This is a genomic window from Salinibacter ruber DSM 13855 (genome assembly GCF_000013045.1).
Classification (GTDB): Bacteria; Bacteroidota; Rhodothermia; order Rhodothermales; family Salinibacteraceae; genus Salinibacter; species Salinibacter ruber.
In genome coordinates this window covers 2262344-2278499 of record NC_007677.1, presented here as the reverse complement: position 1 = coordinate 2278499, position 16156 = coordinate 2262344, and the positions used below count along the sequence as shown (strand labels likewise).

16 protein-coding genes and 1 tRNA gene are annotated in these 16156 nt (G+C 67.0%); 12 read left to right on the top strand and 5 right to left on the bottom strand.

Annotation, left to right across the window (positions count from 1 at the left end; translation table 11 throughout):
- Positions 1–62 precede the first annotated feature (62 nt).
- From SRU_RS09720 to SRU_RS09705, 4 genes are all read left to right on the top strand, one after another.
- On the top strand, positions 63–662 hold the full coding sequence (locus tag SRU_RS09720; protein WP_162713382.1) for an OmpH family outer membrane protein: 600 nt from the start codon (positions 63–65) through the stop codon (positions 660–662).
- 145 nt (positions 663–807) lie between these two features.
- Positions 808–1641: a 3-methyl-2-oxobutanoate hydroxymethyltransferase gene (gene panB, locus SRU_RS09715; protein ID WP_013062269.1), complete on the top strand. Its 834-nt coding sequence runs from the start codon at positions 808–810 to the stop codon at positions 1639–1641.
- Positions 1642–1714: 73 nt separating this feature from the next.
- Positions 1715–2533: a 5'/3'-nucleotidase SurE gene (gene surE / locus SRU_RS09710; RefSeq protein WP_011404579.1), complete on the top strand. Its 819-nt coding sequence runs from the start codon at positions 1715–1717 to the stop codon at positions 2531–2533.
- Between the two features lie 33 nt (positions 2534–2566).
- On the top strand, positions 2567–2986 hold the full coding sequence (locus SRU_RS09705) for a secondary thiamine-phosphate synthase enzyme YjbQ (protein ID WP_011404578.1): 420 nt from the start codon (positions 2567–2569) through the stop codon (positions 2984–2986).
- An 8-nt stretch (positions 2987–2994) separates the two neighbouring features.
- On the opposite strand, the gene SRU_RS09700 is transcribed toward SRU_RS09705, so the two are convergent.
- Positions 2995–4029, bottom strand: coding sequence for a mechanosensitive ion channel family protein (locus tag SRU_RS09700; RefSeq protein WP_011404577.1), 1035 nt, complete (start codon positions 4027–4029; stop codon positions 2995–2997).
- A gap of 36 nt (positions 4030–4065) precedes the next feature.
- Positions 4066–4959, bottom strand: coding sequence for a bifunctional methylenetetrahydrofolate dehydrogenase/methenyltetrahydrofolate cyclohydrolase FolD (folD, locus tag SRU_RS09695; protein ID WP_011404576.1), 894 nt, complete (start codon positions 4957–4959; stop codon positions 4066–4068).
- Positions 4960–5188: 229 nt separating this feature from the next.
- Here folD and asd point away from each other — a divergent pair, with 229 nt between their 5' ends.
- The 3 genes from asd (at position 5189) to SRU_RS09680 (ending at position 7000) form a co-directional block, all read left to right on the top strand.
- Positions 5189–6280, top strand: a complete 1092-nt coding sequence (gene asd, locus SRU_RS09690) for an aspartate-semialdehyde dehydrogenase (RefSeq protein ID WP_011404575.1) — start codon at positions 5189–5191, stop codon at positions 6278–6280.
- Between the two features lie 77 nt (positions 6281–6357).
- Positions 6358–6882 (top strand): GNAT family N-acetyltransferase, encoded by a 525-nt coding sequence (locus tag SRU_RS09685; protein WP_118841286.1) that lies wholly within the window; start codon positions 6358–6360, stop codon positions 6880–6882.
- Positions 6883–6927: 45 nt separating this feature from the next.
- Positions 6928–7000, top strand: a tRNA-Gly gene (locus SRU_RS09680).
- Between the two features lie 148 nt (positions 7001–7148).
- On the opposite strand, the gene SRU_RS09675 is transcribed toward SRU_RS09680, so the two are convergent.
- Together SRU_RS09675 and pckA are read right to left on the bottom strand one after the other, a co-directional pair.
- Positions 7149–7304 (bottom strand): hypothetical protein, encoded by a 156-nt coding sequence (locus tag SRU_RS09675; RefSeq protein WP_158442697.1) that lies wholly within the window; start codon positions 7302–7304, stop codon positions 7149–7151.
- 82 nt (positions 7305–7386) lie between these two features.
- Positions 7387–8994 carry a phosphoenolpyruvate carboxykinase (ATP) gene (gene pckA / locus SRU_RS09670; protein WP_011404573.1) on the bottom strand — a complete coding sequence of 536 codons (1608 nt, stop codon included), beginning with the start codon at positions 8992–8994 and terminating at the stop codon, positions 7387–7389.
- A 260-nt stretch (positions 8995–9254) separates the two neighbouring features.
- Here pckA and SRU_RS09665 point away from each other — a divergent pair, with 260 nt between their 5' ends.
- The 3 genes from SRU_RS09665 (at position 9255) to SRU_RS09655 (ending at position 12689) form a co-directional block, all read left to right on the top strand.
- A complete protein-coding gene (locus SRU_RS09665; protein WP_011404571.1) occupies positions 9255–10118 on the top strand; it encodes a hypothetical protein in 864 nt (287 codons plus the stop codon).
- Positions 10119–10236: 118 nt separating this feature from the next.
- On the top strand, positions 10237–11799 hold the full coding sequence (locus tag SRU_RS09660) for an asparagine--tRNA ligase (RefSeq protein WP_237701703.1): 1563 nt from the start codon (positions 10237–10239) through the stop codon (positions 11797–11799).
- Positions 11800–11945: 146 nt separating this feature from the next.
- Entirely contained in the window at positions 11946–12689 is a 744-nt protein-coding gene (locus SRU_RS09655; RefSeq protein ID WP_011404569.1) for an SIMPL domain-containing protein, read from the top strand.
- On the opposite strand, the gene SRU_RS09650 is transcribed toward SRU_RS09655, so the two are convergent.
- Positions 12670–13524, bottom strand: coding sequence for an alpha/beta hydrolase (locus tag SRU_RS09650; protein WP_118841595.1), 855 nt, complete (start codon positions 13522–13524; stop codon positions 12670–12672). The two genes, SRU_RS09655 and SRU_RS09650, sit on opposite strands and share 20 nt — an antisense overlap.
- A 213-nt stretch (positions 13525–13737) precedes the next feature.
- Here SRU_RS09650 and SRU_RS09645 point away from each other — a divergent pair, with 213 nt between their 5' ends.
- Positions 13738–14001 (top strand): hypothetical protein, encoded by a 264-nt coding sequence (locus SRU_RS09645; RefSeq protein WP_013062257.1) that lies wholly within the window; start codon positions 13738–13740, stop codon positions 13999–14001.
- Positions 14002–14153: 152 nt separating this feature from the next.
- Positions 14154–16118 (top strand): protein translocase subunit SecD, encoded by a 1965-nt coding sequence (gene secD, locus SRU_RS09640; RefSeq protein ID WP_011404567.1) that lies wholly within the window; start codon positions 14154–14156, stop codon positions 16116–16118.
- Positions 16119–16156: the final 38 nt, after the last annotated feature.

Genomic DNA, 16156 nt, shown 5'->3' with positions numbered 1-16156 from the left:
CCCATTCGCACGAACACGTTGCATTCATCAGAAAACAAGCTTTCGGAACAGATCCTATGGCCATGTCAAATCGAGTTACAAAGTCCCTCTCACTTCTTCTTCTCCTCGTGGCGATGGCCGCGATGCCGGTGCAGGCCCAGAAGATCGGGTACGTCGACCAGCAGGCCGTCCTGGTGAGCATGCCGGAGATGCAAGAGGTACAGCAGCAGGTGCAGCAGGAAATGAAGCAGCAGCAGCGCGAACTCCAGCAGCAGCGGCAGCAGTTTCAGAAGCGGGTCAAGCAGTTTCAGCAGCAGCAGTCGCTGCTCGACGATTCGGCGCGCGCCGAGCGCGAGCGCGAGCTGCAGAAGCGTTCGCAGGAGCTCCGGCGAGCGGCCCAGCAGCGCCAGCAGCAGATGCAGAAGAAGCGTCGCAAAATGATGCAGCCCCTTCTGGAGAAGCTCCAGGGGGCGATCGACAAGGTGGCGGCCCAGCAGGAGCTCGACATGGTTCTGCGTCGACAGGTCCTTCTCTACGAGGACGAGACCAGTGAGCGCGTCGCCGACATCACGCGCGACGTCGCGGGGGAGCTTGGCATTTCGCTCACGCAGTCGCCCGGCGAGCCGTCCCCGACCCTGGACCAAAATGCGCCGCCGGCTGGGGGAAGCGGGAGCGGCCAGTAGCCCTAGGGCCCGGGTCCTCAACGAAGCGCCCCTCCCTCCGGGCGGGCCGGATTGGTGAAGCGAACCGGTCTGGCCCCGGGCGGAGGCCCTCCGACGCGTTGTGCCGTCGGGGCGGACCGTCTCGTCTACTTGACACCATGACCTTATGGGTGCCGACTCTTCCCCCCCGGACGTTGCGGACGTGCCGCGCGTGACCACCAAGACCGTTCAGGAGATGAAAGAGGAAGGGGTGCCGATCGCCGCACTGACGGCGTACGACTACACCTCGGCCCGGCTCCTGGACCGGGCCGGCGCGGACGTGTTGCTTGTCGGCGACTCCGCGGCGAACGTGATGGCGGGGCACGAGACCACCCTCCCGATGACCCTCGATCAGATGATCTACCACGCGCAGTGCGTGGTGCGGGGCATCGACCGGTCGCTCGTGGTCGTCGACCTTCCGTTCGGCGCGTACCAGGGGGACCCGACGGAGGCCCTCGACTCGGCCATCCGGGTGATGAAGGAGGCCGGGGCCCACGCGGTGAAGCTGGAGGGGGGCGCGCCGGTGGTCGAGGCCGTGGAGCGGATGGTGACGGCAGGCATCCCGGTGATGGGCCACCTGGGCCTGACGCCGCAGAGCATCTACGACTATGGCACCTACCAGGTGCGGGCCCGCGACGAGGAGGAAGCCGATGAGCTTCGCGCCGACGCCAAACGGCTCGAAGAGGCCGGGTGCTTCGCCGTCGTGCTGGAAAAGATCCCCGCCGAACTGGCGGCGGAGGTGACCGCGTCCCTCTCCATCCCGACGATTGGAATCGGGGCGGGCGACCAGACGGACGGGCAGGTCCTGGTGTCCCACGACGCCCTCGGGCTGTCGACGGACTTTGAGCCCCGGTTCGTGCGCCGCTACGCCCGCCTCGACGAGACGATCATCGACGCGATCGGCGCGTACGTGTCGGACGTGCGGGACCGGTCGTTCCCCGACGAGGACGAAAGCTACTGATCCCTGCGCGTGCCGCTGAACTGCGTTGACGGCGGGGCGTCTGTTCTTCTTCAAGTCGAAGTTCCCCACCCCCATGAGCAGCCCTGCGTCGGGCGACGAGCCCCGCATCCTTCTCTGCAACGACGACGGCATCCACGCCCCCGGCATCCAGTCGCTCGCGTCGGCCCTCGACGGGCTGGGCGAGCTGTTTGTCGTGGCCCCCACCACCGAGCAGAGCGCCGTGGGGCACGCCATCACAGTCCGCGATCCGGTTCGTGCGCACCGGGAGGAGTTTGAGGTGCCGTCCGGCCCGATTCCCGCCTGGGGCGTCACCGGAACGCCCGCCGACAGCGTCAAGCTTGCCTGCCACGAACTGCTCGACGCGCCGCCCGACCTGGTGGTAAGTGGCATCAACCAGGGCCCGAATACGGCCGTAAATGTGCTCTACTCGGGCACCGTGAGCGCCGCCACCGAGGCCTCGATCCTGGGGCTGGATTCCCTGGCCATTTCCTTGTGCGAATGGTCGAAGCCGCAGTTTGAGGTGGCGGGGCAGTGGGCCCGGCGCATCGTGGAGTGGGCGCTCGATCGGGGGCTGCCGCAGGGCGTGCTCCTGAACGTGAACGTTCCGGCGCTGTCGGCGGAGCAGATCGAAGGGGTTGCGCTCACCCGGCAGGCCCGGTCGCGATGGGAGGAGGGCTTCGAACGCCGGACGGACCCGGCCGACCGGCCCTACTACTGGCTCGCCGGGACCTTCGTGAACCTCGACGACGGGCCGGAGACGGACCTGTCCGCCATCGAGCGGGGCTACGTGTCCGTCACCCCGATTCAGCACGACATGACGGCCCACGACGCCTTCGAGGCCTTCGGGACGTGGGACTGGGACGAGTCGGCCGGCCCCGATGGCTCCGAGTAGTGCTGTTTCCTACGGACCGTCTTCAGCCCGTTCATGGCCACGCACCAGGACCGCATCGAGCTGTCGACCGACGGGCACCGGGATATGCACGACCTGACGGCCTCGGTGACGGAGGTCGTCCGCGCGTCCGGCATTGACGCAGGACTCGTGCACGTGCACAACGTCGGCAGCACCGGGGCCGTCGGCACCATCGAGTTCGAGCCGGGCCTTCAGCAGGACCTGCCCGAACAACTCGACGCGCTGTTCCCGCCCGAGGAGACCTACGCCCACGAGCAGCGCTGGCACGACGGCAACGGCCACTCGCACCTCCAGGCCACCACGCTGAGTCCGTCGATCACCGTGCCGGTCGGGGACGGCGCGCCGATCCTCGGCACCTGGCAGCAGATCTTCCACCTCGAATGCGACGTCAAGCCCCGCGAGCGGACCGTCGTGGTAACGGTGCGGGGGGACTGAGTCGACCCTCACTCTGCCGATGGCCCCTCTCCGTTTGCGGGGTCGTCCGCGGGGGCGAGAAGATCCGACCCCTGGAGGGTCTTCGCCTCGTCGAGGAAGAGTTGACGGTGGGGAAAGGGGATCTCGATGTCCGCCTCGCGCAGTTTTTCGCGGACCTTCTCCGTGTACTCCCAGCGCAGCGGCACCTCCTGATCCGGGTTGCGGGTGTAAAAGCGGAGGGCCATGTTGACGCTGGAGTCCGCCATCTCCGTCACGACCACGCTGGGGGCCGGCTCGGTTAGGACGCGGTCGTCGCCTTCGAACAGAGAGAGGAGCGCCGCCCGCGCCTCGTCGGGGACCTCCTTGTAGGCGATGCCGAAGGAGACATCGATCCGCAGCACATTCCGCTTGGTGTGGTTCATCAGCTCCTGCGTGATCATGTGCGTGTTGGGCAGCACCATGGTCCGGTTCCGGACCGTGCGGAGGCGCGTGGAGCGGAGCGTAATCTCGTCGACCTGTCCGTACTGGTCGCCAATCTCGATGTAGTCGCCCACCTGGAACGGCTTGTCGACGAGGACCGTGACGCCCGCGATGAAATTCTCCAGCGAGTCCCGCGCCGCGAATCCGGCGACGATTCCCGCAATGCCCAGACCGCCGACCAGCACCGCGACGTTGACCCCGAGCTGGTCGAGGACCACCGTGCCGATGAAGAAGAACGACGCCACCCGGAAGGTTTTCAGCAGGAGGCTCTGGAGGCCCGGCTCGATGCTGTCGCTGCGATCCAGGGCGCGCTCGGACGCGAGGTACAGCGCCCGGTAGATGATGTACAACAGCAGAAACGCCGCGAGGGACTGAAGGCCCCGCTCGGTAAGCAGCCCCAGGAGGTACAGGGCCCCCGATGTGAGGTGGTCGTAGAGTCCCTCCCAGTTGCCATCCAGAAAGAGCCGGAGGCCGTCACTAAATGCGTTGTTGAACCTGTTGGCGGCCTCACCGACGGGCCCGGACTGGGCCGTGGTGTCCGTCCGTGTTTGGAGCCGCTGGGGAATAGACTGGGGAGCCACCATGACGCCGGAGGGCAGGATGGAAGAGAACAGCGGGCGCTACGCCGACGTGGCCCGCAGTCGCGCCGCCTTGAGGGTGTTCTTCAGAAGCATCGCCCGCGTCATGAGCCCGACGCCCCCCGGCACCGGCGTGATCCGGCGGGCCTTCGGCCGGACCCCTTCGAAGTCGACGTCGCCGACGAGCCGGTAGCCGCGGTCGGTGGACGGGTCGTCGACCCGGTTGATGCCCACGTCGATCACGACGGCATCCTCCTTGACCATGTCGGCGTCGATGAAGGCGGCCTGGCCGGCGGCGGCGACCAGCAGGTCGGCCCGGCGGGTGTGGGCGGCGAGGTCCTTCGTTCGGCTGTGGCAAACGGTCACCGTGGCGTTGGCCGTGCGGCGCAGGAGCAAATTGGCGAGGGGCTTGCCCACGATGTTGGACCGCCCCACGATCACCGCGTCCATGCTTTCCGGATCGATGTCGGAGCGGGACAGCATCTCCATGATGCCGTACGGCGTGGCGGGGATGTACCGCGGGGTGCCGCGCATCAAGCGGCCCAGGTTTTCGGGATGGAAGCCGTCCACGTCCTTCGACGGGTCCACGGCGTCGATCACGGTTCGCTCGTCGACGTGGTCGGGAAGGGGAAGCTGTACGAGGATGCCGTCGACCGAGGCGTCGGCGTTCAGGTCGTGCACCAGGTCGAGGAGCTCACTCTGCGACGTGTCGGCGTCGAGGTGGTGCGTTTCGGTCTCGATGCCCACCTCCGCGGCGTCTTTTTCCTTGCCGCGCACGTAGGCCTTCGACGCCGGGTTGTCCCCGACGAGGACGGCGGAGAGAAACGGGGGACGGTGGTCGTCGGTCCAGGCCTGGATGTCGGCCTTGACCTCGTCGCGAACGGCCTGCGAAAGGGCTTGTCCGTCGAGCAGGTCGGCGTCGGAAGCGTCGGGCATGGAAGAACGGGAAGGCGGGTTGCGAGAACAAGGTGGAGTGGCCCTTTCAATCTACAAAACGACCGGGCACGCGCAAACCGCCGCACACGAAGAATTGGGGACGATTGCGGGGCCGGATTCCGGCAGGGGAACATGCTCGAAAAACGTGCGGTAGCAGGCAGGTAGTTGCGCGAGGGCTCTGTTGGCTCCAGCGATCAATCGTACCTTCCTCCGAGCGGCTTGCAAGATCATGGACGAACACGACTACCGCGTCGGCATTCTCGGGGCGACGGGCGCCGTGGGGCAGACGTTCATTCGCCTGCTCGACGACCATCCGTGGTTTACGGTCACGTCCGTGGCGGCGTCCGAGCGCTCGGCGGGGCGTCCGTACCGCGAGGCGGCAAACTGGCTGAGCGGACAGCCGATTCCGCCGTCCGTCGCGTCCCTCGAGGTGCAGTCGACGGAGCCGGAGGCCATGGACTGCGACGTCGTGTTTTCTGCGCTCGACTCCTCCGTGGCGGGCGAGATTGAGGAGGCCTTTGCGAGGGCGGGCGTCCCGGTCGTCTCCAACGCCAAAAACTACCGGCAGCACGACCGGGTGCCCCTTCTCATCCCGGAGGTGAACCCCGGCCACCTTGCCCTGATCGATGAGCAGTCGTGGGGGGACGGGGGCTTCATCGTCACCAACCCAAACTGCTCCACGACGGGGCTCATCTGCGGGCTCCATCCCCTGATGGACGCGTTCGACCTGGAGGCGGTGCAGGTGACGATGCTGCAGGCGTTGTCCGGGGCCGGCTATCCGGGCGTGCCGTCGCTCGACGCGGTGGGCAACGTCATTCCCCACATTGGCGGGGAGGAGGAGAAGCTGGCGACGGAGCCCCGCAAGATCCTGGGTACGCTCGACGGCGACCGCATCGAGCCGGCGGCCCTGACCCTGAGTGCGCAGTGCACGCGCGTGCCGGTCCGAAACGGGCACCTGGCCTGTGCCTCCGTGCGGTTCCGCGATGACATTGAGGCCGAGGCCGTCGCCGATGCGCTCCGCACCTTCCGGGCGCCCGCCGTGACCGAGTCGCTGCCGAGCCGCCCCGACCCATTTGTGCAGGTGCTGGACGCGCCCGATGCGCCCCAGCCGCAGCGGCACGTGGAGGCCGGGGGCGGAATGACCGTGTCCGTGGGGCGGGTGCAGGACTGTCCCGTCAACGACGTCAAGTTCGTTCTCCTCTCGCACAACACCGTGCGCGGGGCGGCCGGCGGGGCCCTGCTCAACGCCGAGCTGCTGGCGTCGGAGGGCTACCTGGACCGCGCCCGTGCCGACGCCGCTACAGAGCCCGCCGCAGGGTAGCGGGGCCTGTCGGTCGGCCCACGGCCGTTCCCCCTCCACACCCCATTCCTGCACCCTCTACCCTCACACCCTTTCCCATGGCTTACCCCGACGTGCGACGCGCCCAGCCCGATCACCAAACTGCGGTGGGGGACCTGTGGGCACAGCTTCTCGAGGAGCAGGAGGCGATGGAGGAGCGCTTCGGCGTCGCGGAGGACGCCCGGGACCGGTGGGAGAATGATTTCCCGCAGTGGCTCGACGACGAGACGTACCGCGTATACGTGGCGGAGGTGGACGGCGAGGTCGTGGGCTTCGCCACGGCCCATCGGTGGGGCCCGCCGCCCATCTACGCGGAGAGCTCAGAGGTTTTCATCGACGAGCTGTACGTTCGGCCGGACGACCGGCGGCAGGGCCTGGGGAGCCAACTCGTGCAGGCGGTGCGCGACTGGACGGGCCGAATTGGGGCGCAGCGCCTCCGCCTCAATGTCCTTGCCGCCAATGAGGAGGCCCGCGCCTTCTGGGCCGCGCAGGAGGCGCGTCCGCTCACCGTGACGCTGGCGGTCGAGCACGAGGGCGCCGAGGACGCGACGGACGACGAAGGATCCAAAAAGATTGGCTTTTAGCGGAACGCACCCCAGACGGCCTCGTCTTAGAAATTGCATTATGATGCGGGCGTAGCTCAGCGGCTAGAGCATCTGCTTGCCATGCAGAAGGTCGTGGGTTCGAATCCCATCGCCCGCTCCGCATACAGACAAACCGCAACGCCCCGCCCTCTCACCGAGAGCGGGGCGTTTTCTATTTTTATCGCGGCATCCAGGCCGGTCCCTGTATCCATCGGGGACTGCAGGTCCCCCAGTGTGGGCCGTGGGCCGGTAAGGGGCGTCCGCCGCTAGGGCAGTTGTAGGGCCACGGCCAGAACCAGCGTCAACATTCCCGCGGCCAGCCCCAGGAAGATGAGGTCCCACCGAACGGAGGCGGGCCGGTTGGAGGAGGGGCGGTTGGCGGAGGGCGACTCGTCGTTGGAATGTATGGGGCACCCACTCATTGCGCGATCGAAGTCCCAAGAGCCTTTGTCTTTTGGTAAGTCTGGGGCATACGCACCTTCCCCGCGGATGCTCCCTGCGCCGTCATCCACGGATGGTTTCCAATGATGGGCCGGCGGCGCGAACCTCGGTCCCAACCTGTTCCACGTAGGTCTCGAAGTTGTCGGCGAAGGCGTCCACCAGCTCGCGGGCGTGCTGGTCGTAGGCCTGCGGGTCGCCCCACGTCTGACGCGGCGTGAGAACGGAATCGGGCACGCCGGGCACCCGGTCGGGGATGGAGAGGCCGAACACCGGATCACGGGTGCGGGCAACGGTTCCTAGGGTGCCGTCCAGAATGGCGTCGACCATCGCCCGGGTGTGGTCGAGCTCGATCCGGTGGCCCACGCCGTAGGGCCCACCGGTCATGCCCGTGTTCACGAGCCAGCAGTCGGTGTCGTGGCGGCGGATCTTTTGGCCGAGAAGCTCAGCGTACACCGACGGGTCGCGCACCATGAACGGTTCGCCAAAGCAGGTGCTGAAGGTGGCCTTGGGTTCGTTTACCCCTGCCTCGGTGCCGGCGACCTTGGCCGTGTAGCCGCTCAGAAAGTGGTACATTGCCTGCGCGGGCGAGAGCTCCGAGACCGGGGGCAGCACGCCGAACGCGTCGTACGTTAGGAAGAGAACGTGGTCCGGATGCCCGCCCCGGCCGTCCGAGGAGGTGTTGGGAATGTAGTGGAGGGGGTAGGAGCCGCGCGTGTTCTGGGTAATCGTATCGTCCGAAAAGTCCGGCTCGCGGGTATCGGGGTCCACGATCACGTTCTCCAGGATGGTCCCGAACTCCTCCGTCGTGCCGTGGATCTCGGGCTCACTCTCGGGGGTGATGTCGATCATTTTTGCGTAGCAGCCGCCCTCAAAGTTGTAGACGCCCCGATCGCTCCAGCCGTGTTCGTCGTCCCCGATGAGCGTGCGGCTCGCATCGGCCGAGAGGGTCGTCTTGCCGGTGCCGCTCAGGCCAAAGAAGACCGCCGTGTCCCCATCCTCGCCCTCGTTCGCCGAGCAGTGCATGGGCAGTACGCCCTCTTCGGGGAGCATGTAGTTGAGGACCGAGAAGATGGACTTCTTGATCTCGCCGCCGTAGTGGGTGCCGCCGATCAGGATCAGGTTCTGGGCGATGTCGACGAAGACGGCGGCCTCGGAGTGGGTCCCGTCCCGCTCCGGGTCGGCCTCGAACTCGCAGAGGTCCACCACGGTAAAGCCGGGCTCGAACGAGTCGGGCACAGGGCCGTCGGGCCGCACGAACATGTTGCGCGCGAACAGGCTGTGCCACGCCTTTTCGGTGATGATGCGGACGGGAAGGCGGTACGATTCATCCCAGCCGGCGTGGAGGTCCTGCACGAAAAGGTCGCGCCCCTCGGCGTGCTCGGCCATCCGCTCGTGAAGATGATCGAACGTGGCCCGGTCCGTGGGCTGATTCACCTCGCCCCAGTTGATCTGGTCGGCCACCGACGCGTCCCGGACGATGAACCGGTCTTTCGGGCTCCGGCCCGTGTACGGGGCCGTGCGGGTCACGAGCGGGCCGCCCGCGGCGAGCTGCCCCTCGTTGCGATCAAGGGCCTCTTCGTAGAGGCGGGGTCGCTTCAGGTTATAGTGCACCGCGGCGGGGGCGAGCTGGAGGGAACGGAGGTGAGACGTCACGTGGTTGGGGAGGGGCATCGTGGCATCGAGTTGGTCCGTGAAGTCCATGCGAGAAGCGCCTCCCCCCGGAGGGACCGGCAGGAGACGAGGCGGCTTTTGGAAGCGCTTCCGTGTCGGTCAGCATTTATCCTAATCGTTTCGACGGAGAATTGCCATGAACAATTCGTTGGGGCCCCGACCGGGCGGAAGGGTGTGGGGAAATTGGAGTACGACTTTACGCTTTCGTTGAAAATCCCGCGCCGGGCACAGGGCGGCCTCCACGACGCGCTCCTCGCTGTATGTCATCACCACGTTCCGTTGGTCCGTCGAAATTCCGACTGGTCGACGCGCTATACCACGACCCGGCGCCGGTGGGCGGCGTCGCCGTGGCGTTGTTGACGGGCACGTACGGGCTCTTCGGCCTGCCCGTGGACCTTCCGCTGCTGGTCGTGGGCTTCTGCGGCGTCACGCTGATCTACGCGGCGGATCGGGTGTGGGGCTCCGCCCCCGAAGATCGGGTCAACCGCCCGGATCGGGTGGCGTGGGTTCGGGCGCATCAGGGATGGCTGGCGGTCGAGACGATGGGCCTCTTCGCGGTGGGCGGGGCCCTGCTGCCGTACCTGGCGTGGCCCACCCTTCTGTGGACGGCGGTGCTGGGGAGTGTCGCGGTCCTCCATGTTCGGTGGGGGGCGGGGGGGCGACCGGTGCTCGTGGGGCTCGCAAAGCCGGGGGCGATTGCCACGACCTGGGCCGCCGGAGGGGCACTGCTTCCCTTTGTGGAAGCGGGGGCCCCGGTCGGGATCGGGGCGCTCCTGTTCTTCGGGGCCCGCACGCTGTTCATCCTGCCCAACCTGCTGCTTGCAGACTGGGGCGACCGCCGGGGCGACATCAAGGCCGGCTTGGCGCCCTGGGCGCCGCGGTGGACGCTGCGACGGGTGCGATGGGCGGCGACGGGGGGGCTCGCCGCTGCGGCCCTCGGGGCCCTGGGATGGGCCGTTGTTGCGAGGGCCCCGGTGCTCGTGGGGATTGACGCCGTGGGCCTCCTGCTCATGGGAGGGACGGTCTGGGGGATGGACCCGACGCGGCCCCGCGACGCCTTCCTCGCCGACCTGGTCGTGGCGTGGCCCGTGGTCCCTGGGCTCGCGGCATGGATGATCGTCTGACGAAGGCCGTCGCGGGGAGGAACCTCAGCCCGCGCCGGTGTATCACGTGGACGGTGCGCACGTCCGCACGGCCCCCTATTTCGTCCGTCACTCGTTCTCACCCAGTCCCCTCCGACGCATGTCCGACGCCGACTCCCCCGCCCCGATGCTCAGTCCCGACCGCGAGGATGGGACCATCGAGGACTTTACCCGCATCGAGGACCTCGCCGATCACGTCGACGAGACGGTCACCCTGAAGGGCTGGCTCCACAACCAGCGCGGCTCCGGGGGGATCAAGTTTTTGATCCTGCGCGACGGCTCCGGCTTCGTGCAGTGCGTGGTGCCGCAGGACGCGGTGGACGCGGACAGCTGGGCCGTGGCCGATGACGTGCGGCAGGAGGCCGCGCTCGAGATTACCGGCTCCGTGAGTGCGGACGAGCGGGCGCCAGGGGGGTATGAGCTGCAGGTCGACGCCGTCGAGCGGATCGGGGAGTCCGGCGACTATCCCGTCACGCCGAAGGAGCACGGCATCGACTTTCTGATGGAGCACCGCCACCTGTGGCTCCGGAGCGAGAGCCAATGGGCGGTCATGCGCATTCGCAACCGCATCGAGACGGCCATCCACGAGTTCTTCCAGGAGCGGGGCTTTCTCCAGACCGACGCGCCCATCCTGACGGGGAACGCCGTGGAGGGGACGTCTACGCTGTTTGACCTGGACTACTTCGACGACGAGAGTGCCTACCTCACCCAGAGTGGGCAGCTGCACGGGGAGGCGATGGCGATGGCCTACGGCAAGGTCTACACGTTCGGCCCCACGTTCCGCGCCGAGAAGTCGGCCACCCGGCGCCATCTTACCGAGTTCTGGATGATCGAGCCGGAGATGGCGTTCTACGATCTGGAGATGAATGCCCAGCTCGCGGAGGACTTCGTGGCCCACATCGTCCAGGCCGTCCTGGAGGACTGCGAGGAGGAGCTGGAGGCGCTGGATCGGGACACGTCCGCCCTCGAACAGGTGGAGACGCCATTCCCCCGCATCAGCTACGACGAGGCGGTGGAGCTGCTCCGCAGCGACGAGACGGCCGAGATGATTGACGAGCGCATCGAAGCCCTGAACGAAGAGAAGGCCGAACTCCTGGAGGAAAAGGAGGAGAACCAGACACGCCGCGGGCAGGCGAAGAAGCACGTGAAGCGCAAGATCGACGCCCGCGAGATTGAGATCAACAAGCGCGTCGACGAGATCGAGGAGGCCCTCCGCAACCTGCCGGACTGGAAGGAGTCGGCCCAAACCTTCGAGTGGGGCTCCGACTTTGGCGGCGACGACGAGACGGTGCTCACGTGGCACTTCGACCGTCCGGTCATCGTGCACCGCTTCCCCGCCGAGATCAAGGCGTTCTACATGAAGCGGGACCCCGACGACGACCGCCTCGCGATGGGGATCGATGTGCTCGCGCCGGAGGGCTACGGCGAGATCATCGGCGGCGGCGAGCGGGCGACGGACCTCGACTTCCTGAAGGAGCAGATTGAGGCGCACGACCTGCCGGAGGACGTCTTCGACTGGTACCTCGACCTGCGCAAGTTCGGCTCGGTCCCCCACAGCGGCTTCGGGCTGGGACTGGAGCGGACCGTCTCCTGGATCACCGGCCGCGATCACGTCCGCGAGACCATTCCCTTCCCCCGCACGATCGCGCGGCTGCATCCGTAACGGAAAGGAGCGGGGTCAGATTGCCCGCGGGCTGCCGGATCTGAACAGATGAACGGGCAGCGGTAACGGTACGAATTCTGTCCGACGATCCGTTTTGAAGGCCCGAATGCTGCGTGTGTCACGCCTATTCAATGCCCTGCCTCCCGATGTTTTATCGTCTTTTTCCCCTCTGGCTCGTCGTCGTTGCGGCCCTTTTTACTGCGGTAGGCCCCGCCGCCGCGCAGGACGACGACCGGTCGACGGTGTCCGTGAGCGGGGAGGGGACCGTCACCGCACAGCCCGATCAGGCCCTCGTGCGCTTCGGGGTGGTCACGCGGGCCGAGACCGCCGGGGCGGCCCGGACCCAAAACGCGACGGCGGCCAAGACTGCGATGAATGCGGTGCGCGGCCTGGACGTCCCCGAGGAAAAACTGCAGATGGAGAGCCTCCGCCTCCAGCCGCAGTACGAGTACAACGACGAGGAAAACCGGCGCGAGCTCGTGGGCTACGAGGCGACCCGTCAGGTGGTGGTCGAGCTCGATCGCCTGGACGTGTTGCCCCAGCTCGTGGCCGATGTCGTGGAGGGCGGGGCGAACGAGCTCGACGGCATCGACTACCGGCTCAGCGATCGGACGCAGTTTCGCAACGAGGCACTGCGCGAGGCGGCCCGGGCGGCACGTGAGAAGGCCCGTCTCCTGGCCGCGACGCTCGACGCGCAGCTCGGGTCCGTGCGGACCATCAACGAACAGAGCTTCGACTTCGTGCGCCCCCAGCCGCAGAGGGCTCGTGTGGAGATGGCCAAGACCACCAGCACCAGTCAGGGCGAGCCGGAGGCATATGCCGCTGGGGAAATTGAAGTCTCGGCCCAGGTGCAGGTGACGTTTGACCTCCTCACCGGGCCGGATCGGTAGGCAAGCGCTCCGCGAGCCAGGTGCTCACGTCACCAAGGACGCGCTCCCGCTCCGGTTCGTTGAAGGTCTCGTGGTAGAGCCCGTCGTAGAGCTTGAGGGTCTTGTCGGGAGCGGCGGCCCGCTCGTGGAGGTGCCGGCTTCCGGCGGGAGAGACCAGGGGATCCGCCGTGCCGTGGAACACCAGAAACGGGATCGTCAGCTCGTGGAGGCGGCATTGGGCGTCGTTTCCGGCCCGTAGGAGCTCGGCGCCGGTGCGGGCGAGGGTGCGCCCGTGGTAGTTGAGCGGGTCGTTCCGCGCGTCCTCCAGGACCGCCGGGTCCCGAGAGATCGATCCCTGTGGGGAGCGCACGGTCGGCAGGGTGGGGGCGACGCGGCCCAGGGCCTGTGCCATGCGGCGCAGGACCGGGGCGAGGTCGGGGTTGACTTCAATGGCGGGGGCGCTGAGCAAAAGGCCATCGACGTGGGGGCGGCGGTTCAGGACATAGAGCACCGTGACGAGCCCGCCCATGCTGTGGCCGAAGAGGAACACCGGCTTGTCCTCTAGAGGCGCGACGTGGAGCCGAAACGCATCGAGGTCTGCGAGGTACTGCTCGAAGCGGTCCACGTAGGCCCGCCGTCCGTCCGAGCGCCCGTGGCCCCGCTGGTCGTAGGCGTGGACGGCGGCTCCCTGCTCCGTGAGGGCGGTCGCGACATGGTCGTACCGCCCACAGTGCTCGGCGTAGCCGTGCACCAGAAGGACGTGTGCTTCGGGGGCCGCACTTGGCGTCCATCGTCGCGTCGCGAGCGAGAGGCCGTCGTGGGTGCGGAACGTGCCCGTTTCGCCGGAAGGAGGCATGGGGGACGAGGGGACGGAGAAGAGAACCGGATGGGGATGCTCCATAAAGGGACAGGCCCGGCGGAGAAGCAACAAAAAAGCGGGACTCCGGCGGGTGAAACCCCCAACAATTTGGAGTCGAGAAGAAGGCGGGGCCGCCGCCGGGGAAACAATTACATCGACCCTGTTATTTCTGGTAACCGTCGACTCTAAACTGGACGGCGAGCCCTCTTCATGCGTCTCTTCCTTTTGTTCTGGACCTGCCCGGCGCTCGTTGCGCTGCCGTTCCGGAGGCTCGTCCGCCTCGTCCAGCAGTTCTCACAGTGGGCGGTGTCCAAGGGCCGCAGTGTGCGACGAGAGCAGCGGCCCATCTGGGACACGCTCCGTCCCCAGTCTCGGATCCTCAAAGACCCACCTGCGGAGCGGGCCGTTCTCCTTCCCCTTCAGGCACGGCGATTGGCCCGCGTGCTGGTTGCGTCCCGCCCGCTGGGTCCGTAGGGTCGTTCCTCCACCTCTCGTCCCGTGGGCCCGCTACGACGGGACGTCCCGGGAGAGGCCCGTGTCGGCCCTCCCCGTGGACCGTTGCAACGGCTTGGCGAATGGGCCCGTCTCTGAATTTGGTTCTACCTTGAATTGAACGAGTGTCTTCTATGCAGGGGAACGGCTTTAAAGTTGGACTTACGATCTTCTTCGTCGGGCTGTGCGGGTTCTACCTCTTTCCCTCGGTGCAGAACCTGTACGTCAGCTACAAAATGAACAACATGTCCGAGGAGGAGCGGGTGGAGTACCGGGAGGACAACCGCCAGTGGCTTCAGCAGGTCGACGCAAGCTCCCTCAACCTGGGGCTCGACCTGCAGGGCGGCATGCACGTGACGCTGGAGGTGGAAATCGGGAATCTCCTCAATCAGTTGGCGGTCAACAAGGACGAGGCCTTCCAGCAGGCCCTCCGGACGGCCGAGCAGCGCGCGGAGGAAGAGAATGTGTCGGTCGTGGAGGCGTTCGTCGAGGAGTTTGAGGCCGAAAACCCGGACGGCCGCTTGTCCCGGTACTTCCGCAACCAGGGCGAGGACATCACGCGACGCTCCTCGAACGACGAGGTGCAGGAGTACCTCCAGGGCCAGGCGGACACGGCGGTTCAGAATGGCATTCAGGTCGTCCGCAACCGCGTCAACCAGTACGGGGTGACGGAGCCGTCCATCCAGCGGCAGGGCGACGAGCGGATTGTGGTGGAGCTGCCGGGGGTGAGTGACCGGGAGCGCGTCCGCGACCTGTTGGAGAGCGCGTCGCAGCTCACCTTTCACCTGATGGCGAATCCCCAGCAGCTGGGGGAGTCGGTACAGCGCATGATTGAGTACTACGAGCCGACCGCGGAGGACTCCGCCCGCATTGCGGAGGCCCAGGCCGCCGACACGGCCGCGACGGAGGCCTCGACCGACACGTCCGGCGTGACGGAGGGCACCGAGCTCGCGGCGTCGTCGGGACAGGAGGCATCCGGCGGCCAGCAGCAGGGAACGGCCCTTACGGAACCCGGAGAGAGCGCGCAGACGGGGCCCCAGAATTCGCTTCTGGCCGCGATGCAGCCGATGCCGGGCCAGGAGCAGCCGATCATCGGGCGGGCCTTCGCGTCCGATACGTCGCGGGTGAACGAGCTTCTTCAGGACCCGTCGGTTCAGAACATGCTGCCCCCGGGGATCGAGCCGATGTGGACGGCCAGTCCCGTGTTGACCACCGAGGACGGGCGGGAGGCATTTCACCTTCTGGCCGTCCGGGCGGAGCCGGAGCTCACCGGCGAGGTGGTTACGGAGGCGTCGGTCCAATTCGACCGGCAGACAAACGAGCCGAAGGTCTCCATCACGATGAACTCGGACGGTGCGCGGCGCTGGGACCGAATTACCGCGGCGAACATCGGGAACCGGGTGTCGATCGTTCTCGACGACATCGTCTACTCGAGCCCGAACATCCAGAGCCGAATTTCTGGGGGACGGACCGAGATTACGGGGCTTGAGTCGCGGCAGGAGGCCTCAGACATCGTCACGGTCCTGCAGTCCGGGCGGCTCCAAACGGACCTGAACATCATTTCGGAGCGGACCGTCGGACCTAGCCTTGGGGAAGAGTCGACGCGGGCCGGCTTCATCTCCGTCGTGGCTGGGTTTCTGCTGGTCGTGCTCTTTATGATCATGTACTACCGCACGGCCGGGGTCGTGGCCGACATTGCGCTGCTGCTGAACCTGATTCTCATCATGGGCATCCTCGCCGGGTTCGGCGCCACCCTGACCCTGCCCGGCATCGCCGGGATCGTCCTCACGATTGGTATGGCCGTGGACGCCAACGTGCTGGTCTACGACCGGGTGCGCGAGGAGCAGGCCACCGGCAAGACCCTCCGCGCCGCGATCAATGCCGGCTACGAGCAGTCCCTGAGCGCCATCCTCGACGCCAACATCACGACCTTCTTCGTCGGCGTCATTCTGTACTCCTTCGGCGTCGGCCCGATTAAGGGCTTTGCCGTCACGCTCATGGCGGGCATCCTCGCCTCGCTCTTCACGGCCATCATCGTCACCCGCATCATCTTCGACTACATGGTCGAGGACCGCCGCATGCAGGTGAGCTACGGGTAGGGCGCCGCCCCCACCCCAGGCTGTCATCACGACGGGAT

What these genes read in the sequence shown, in the direction of transcription:
- SRU_RS09720 (WP_162713382.1), top strand. Translation starts at nt 63, where the DNA reads ATGTCAAATCGAGTTACAAAGTCCCTCTCACTTCTTCTTCTCCTCGTG.
- panB (WP_013062269.1), top strand. Translation starts at nt 808, where the DNA reads ATGGGTGCCGACTCTTCCCCCCCGGACGTTGCGGACGTGCCGCGCGTG.
- surE (WP_011404579.1), top strand. Translation starts at nt 1,715, where the DNA reads ATGAGCAGCCCTGCGTCGGGCGACGAGCCCCGCATCCTTCTCTGCAAC.
- SRU_RS09705 (WP_011404578.1), top strand. Translation starts at nt 2,567, where the DNA reads ATGGCCACGCACCAGGACCGCATCGAGCTGTCGACCGACGGGCACCGG.
- SRU_RS09700 (WP_011404577.1), bottom strand. Translation starts at nt 4,029, where the DNA reads ATGGTGGCTCCCCAGTCTATTCCCCAGCGGCTCCAAACACGGACGGAC.
- folD (WP_011404576.1), bottom strand. Translation starts at nt 4,959, where the DNA reads ATGCCCGACGCTTCCGACGCCGACCTGCTCGACGGACAAGCCCTTTCG.
- asd (WP_011404575.1), top strand. Translation starts at nt 5,189, where the DNA reads ATGGACGAACACGACTACCGCGTCGGCATTCTCGGGGCGACGGGCGCC.
- SRU_RS09685 (WP_118841286.1), top strand. Translation starts at nt 6,358, where the DNA reads ATGGCTTACCCCGACGTGCGACGCGCCCAGCCCGATCACCAAACTGCG.
- SRU_RS09675 (WP_158442697.1), bottom strand. Translation starts at nt 7,304, where the DNA reads ATGAGTGGGTGCCCCATACATTCCAACGACGAGTCGCCCTCCGCCAAC.
- pckA (WP_011404573.1), bottom strand. Translation starts at nt 8,994, where the DNA reads ATGCCCCTCCCCAACCACGTGACGTCTCACCTCCGTTCCCTCCAGCTC.
- SRU_RS09665 (WP_011404571.1), top strand. Translation starts at nt 9,255, where the DNA reads ATGTCATCACCACGTTCCGTTGGTCCGTCGAAATTCCGACTGGTCGAC.
- SRU_RS09660 (WP_237701703.1), top strand. Translation starts at nt 10,237, where the DNA reads ATGTCCGACGCCGACTCCCCCGCCCCGATGCTCAGTCCCGACCGCGAG.
- SRU_RS09655 (WP_011404569.1), top strand. Translation starts at nt 11,946, where the DNA reads ATGTTTTATCGTCTTTTTCCCCTCTGGCTCGTCGTCGTTGCGGCCCTT.
- SRU_RS09650 (WP_118841595.1), bottom strand. Translation starts at nt 13,524, where the DNA reads ATGCCTCCTTCCGGCGAAACGGGCACGTTCCGCACCCACGACGGCCTC.
- SRU_RS09645 (WP_013062257.1), top strand. Translation starts at nt 13,738, where the DNA reads ATGCGTCTCTTCCTTTTGTTCTGGACCTGCCCGGCGCTCGTTGCGCTG.
- secD (WP_011404567.1), top strand. Translation starts at nt 14,154, where the DNA reads ATGCAGGGGAACGGCTTTAAAGTTGGACTTACGATCTTCTTCGTCGGG.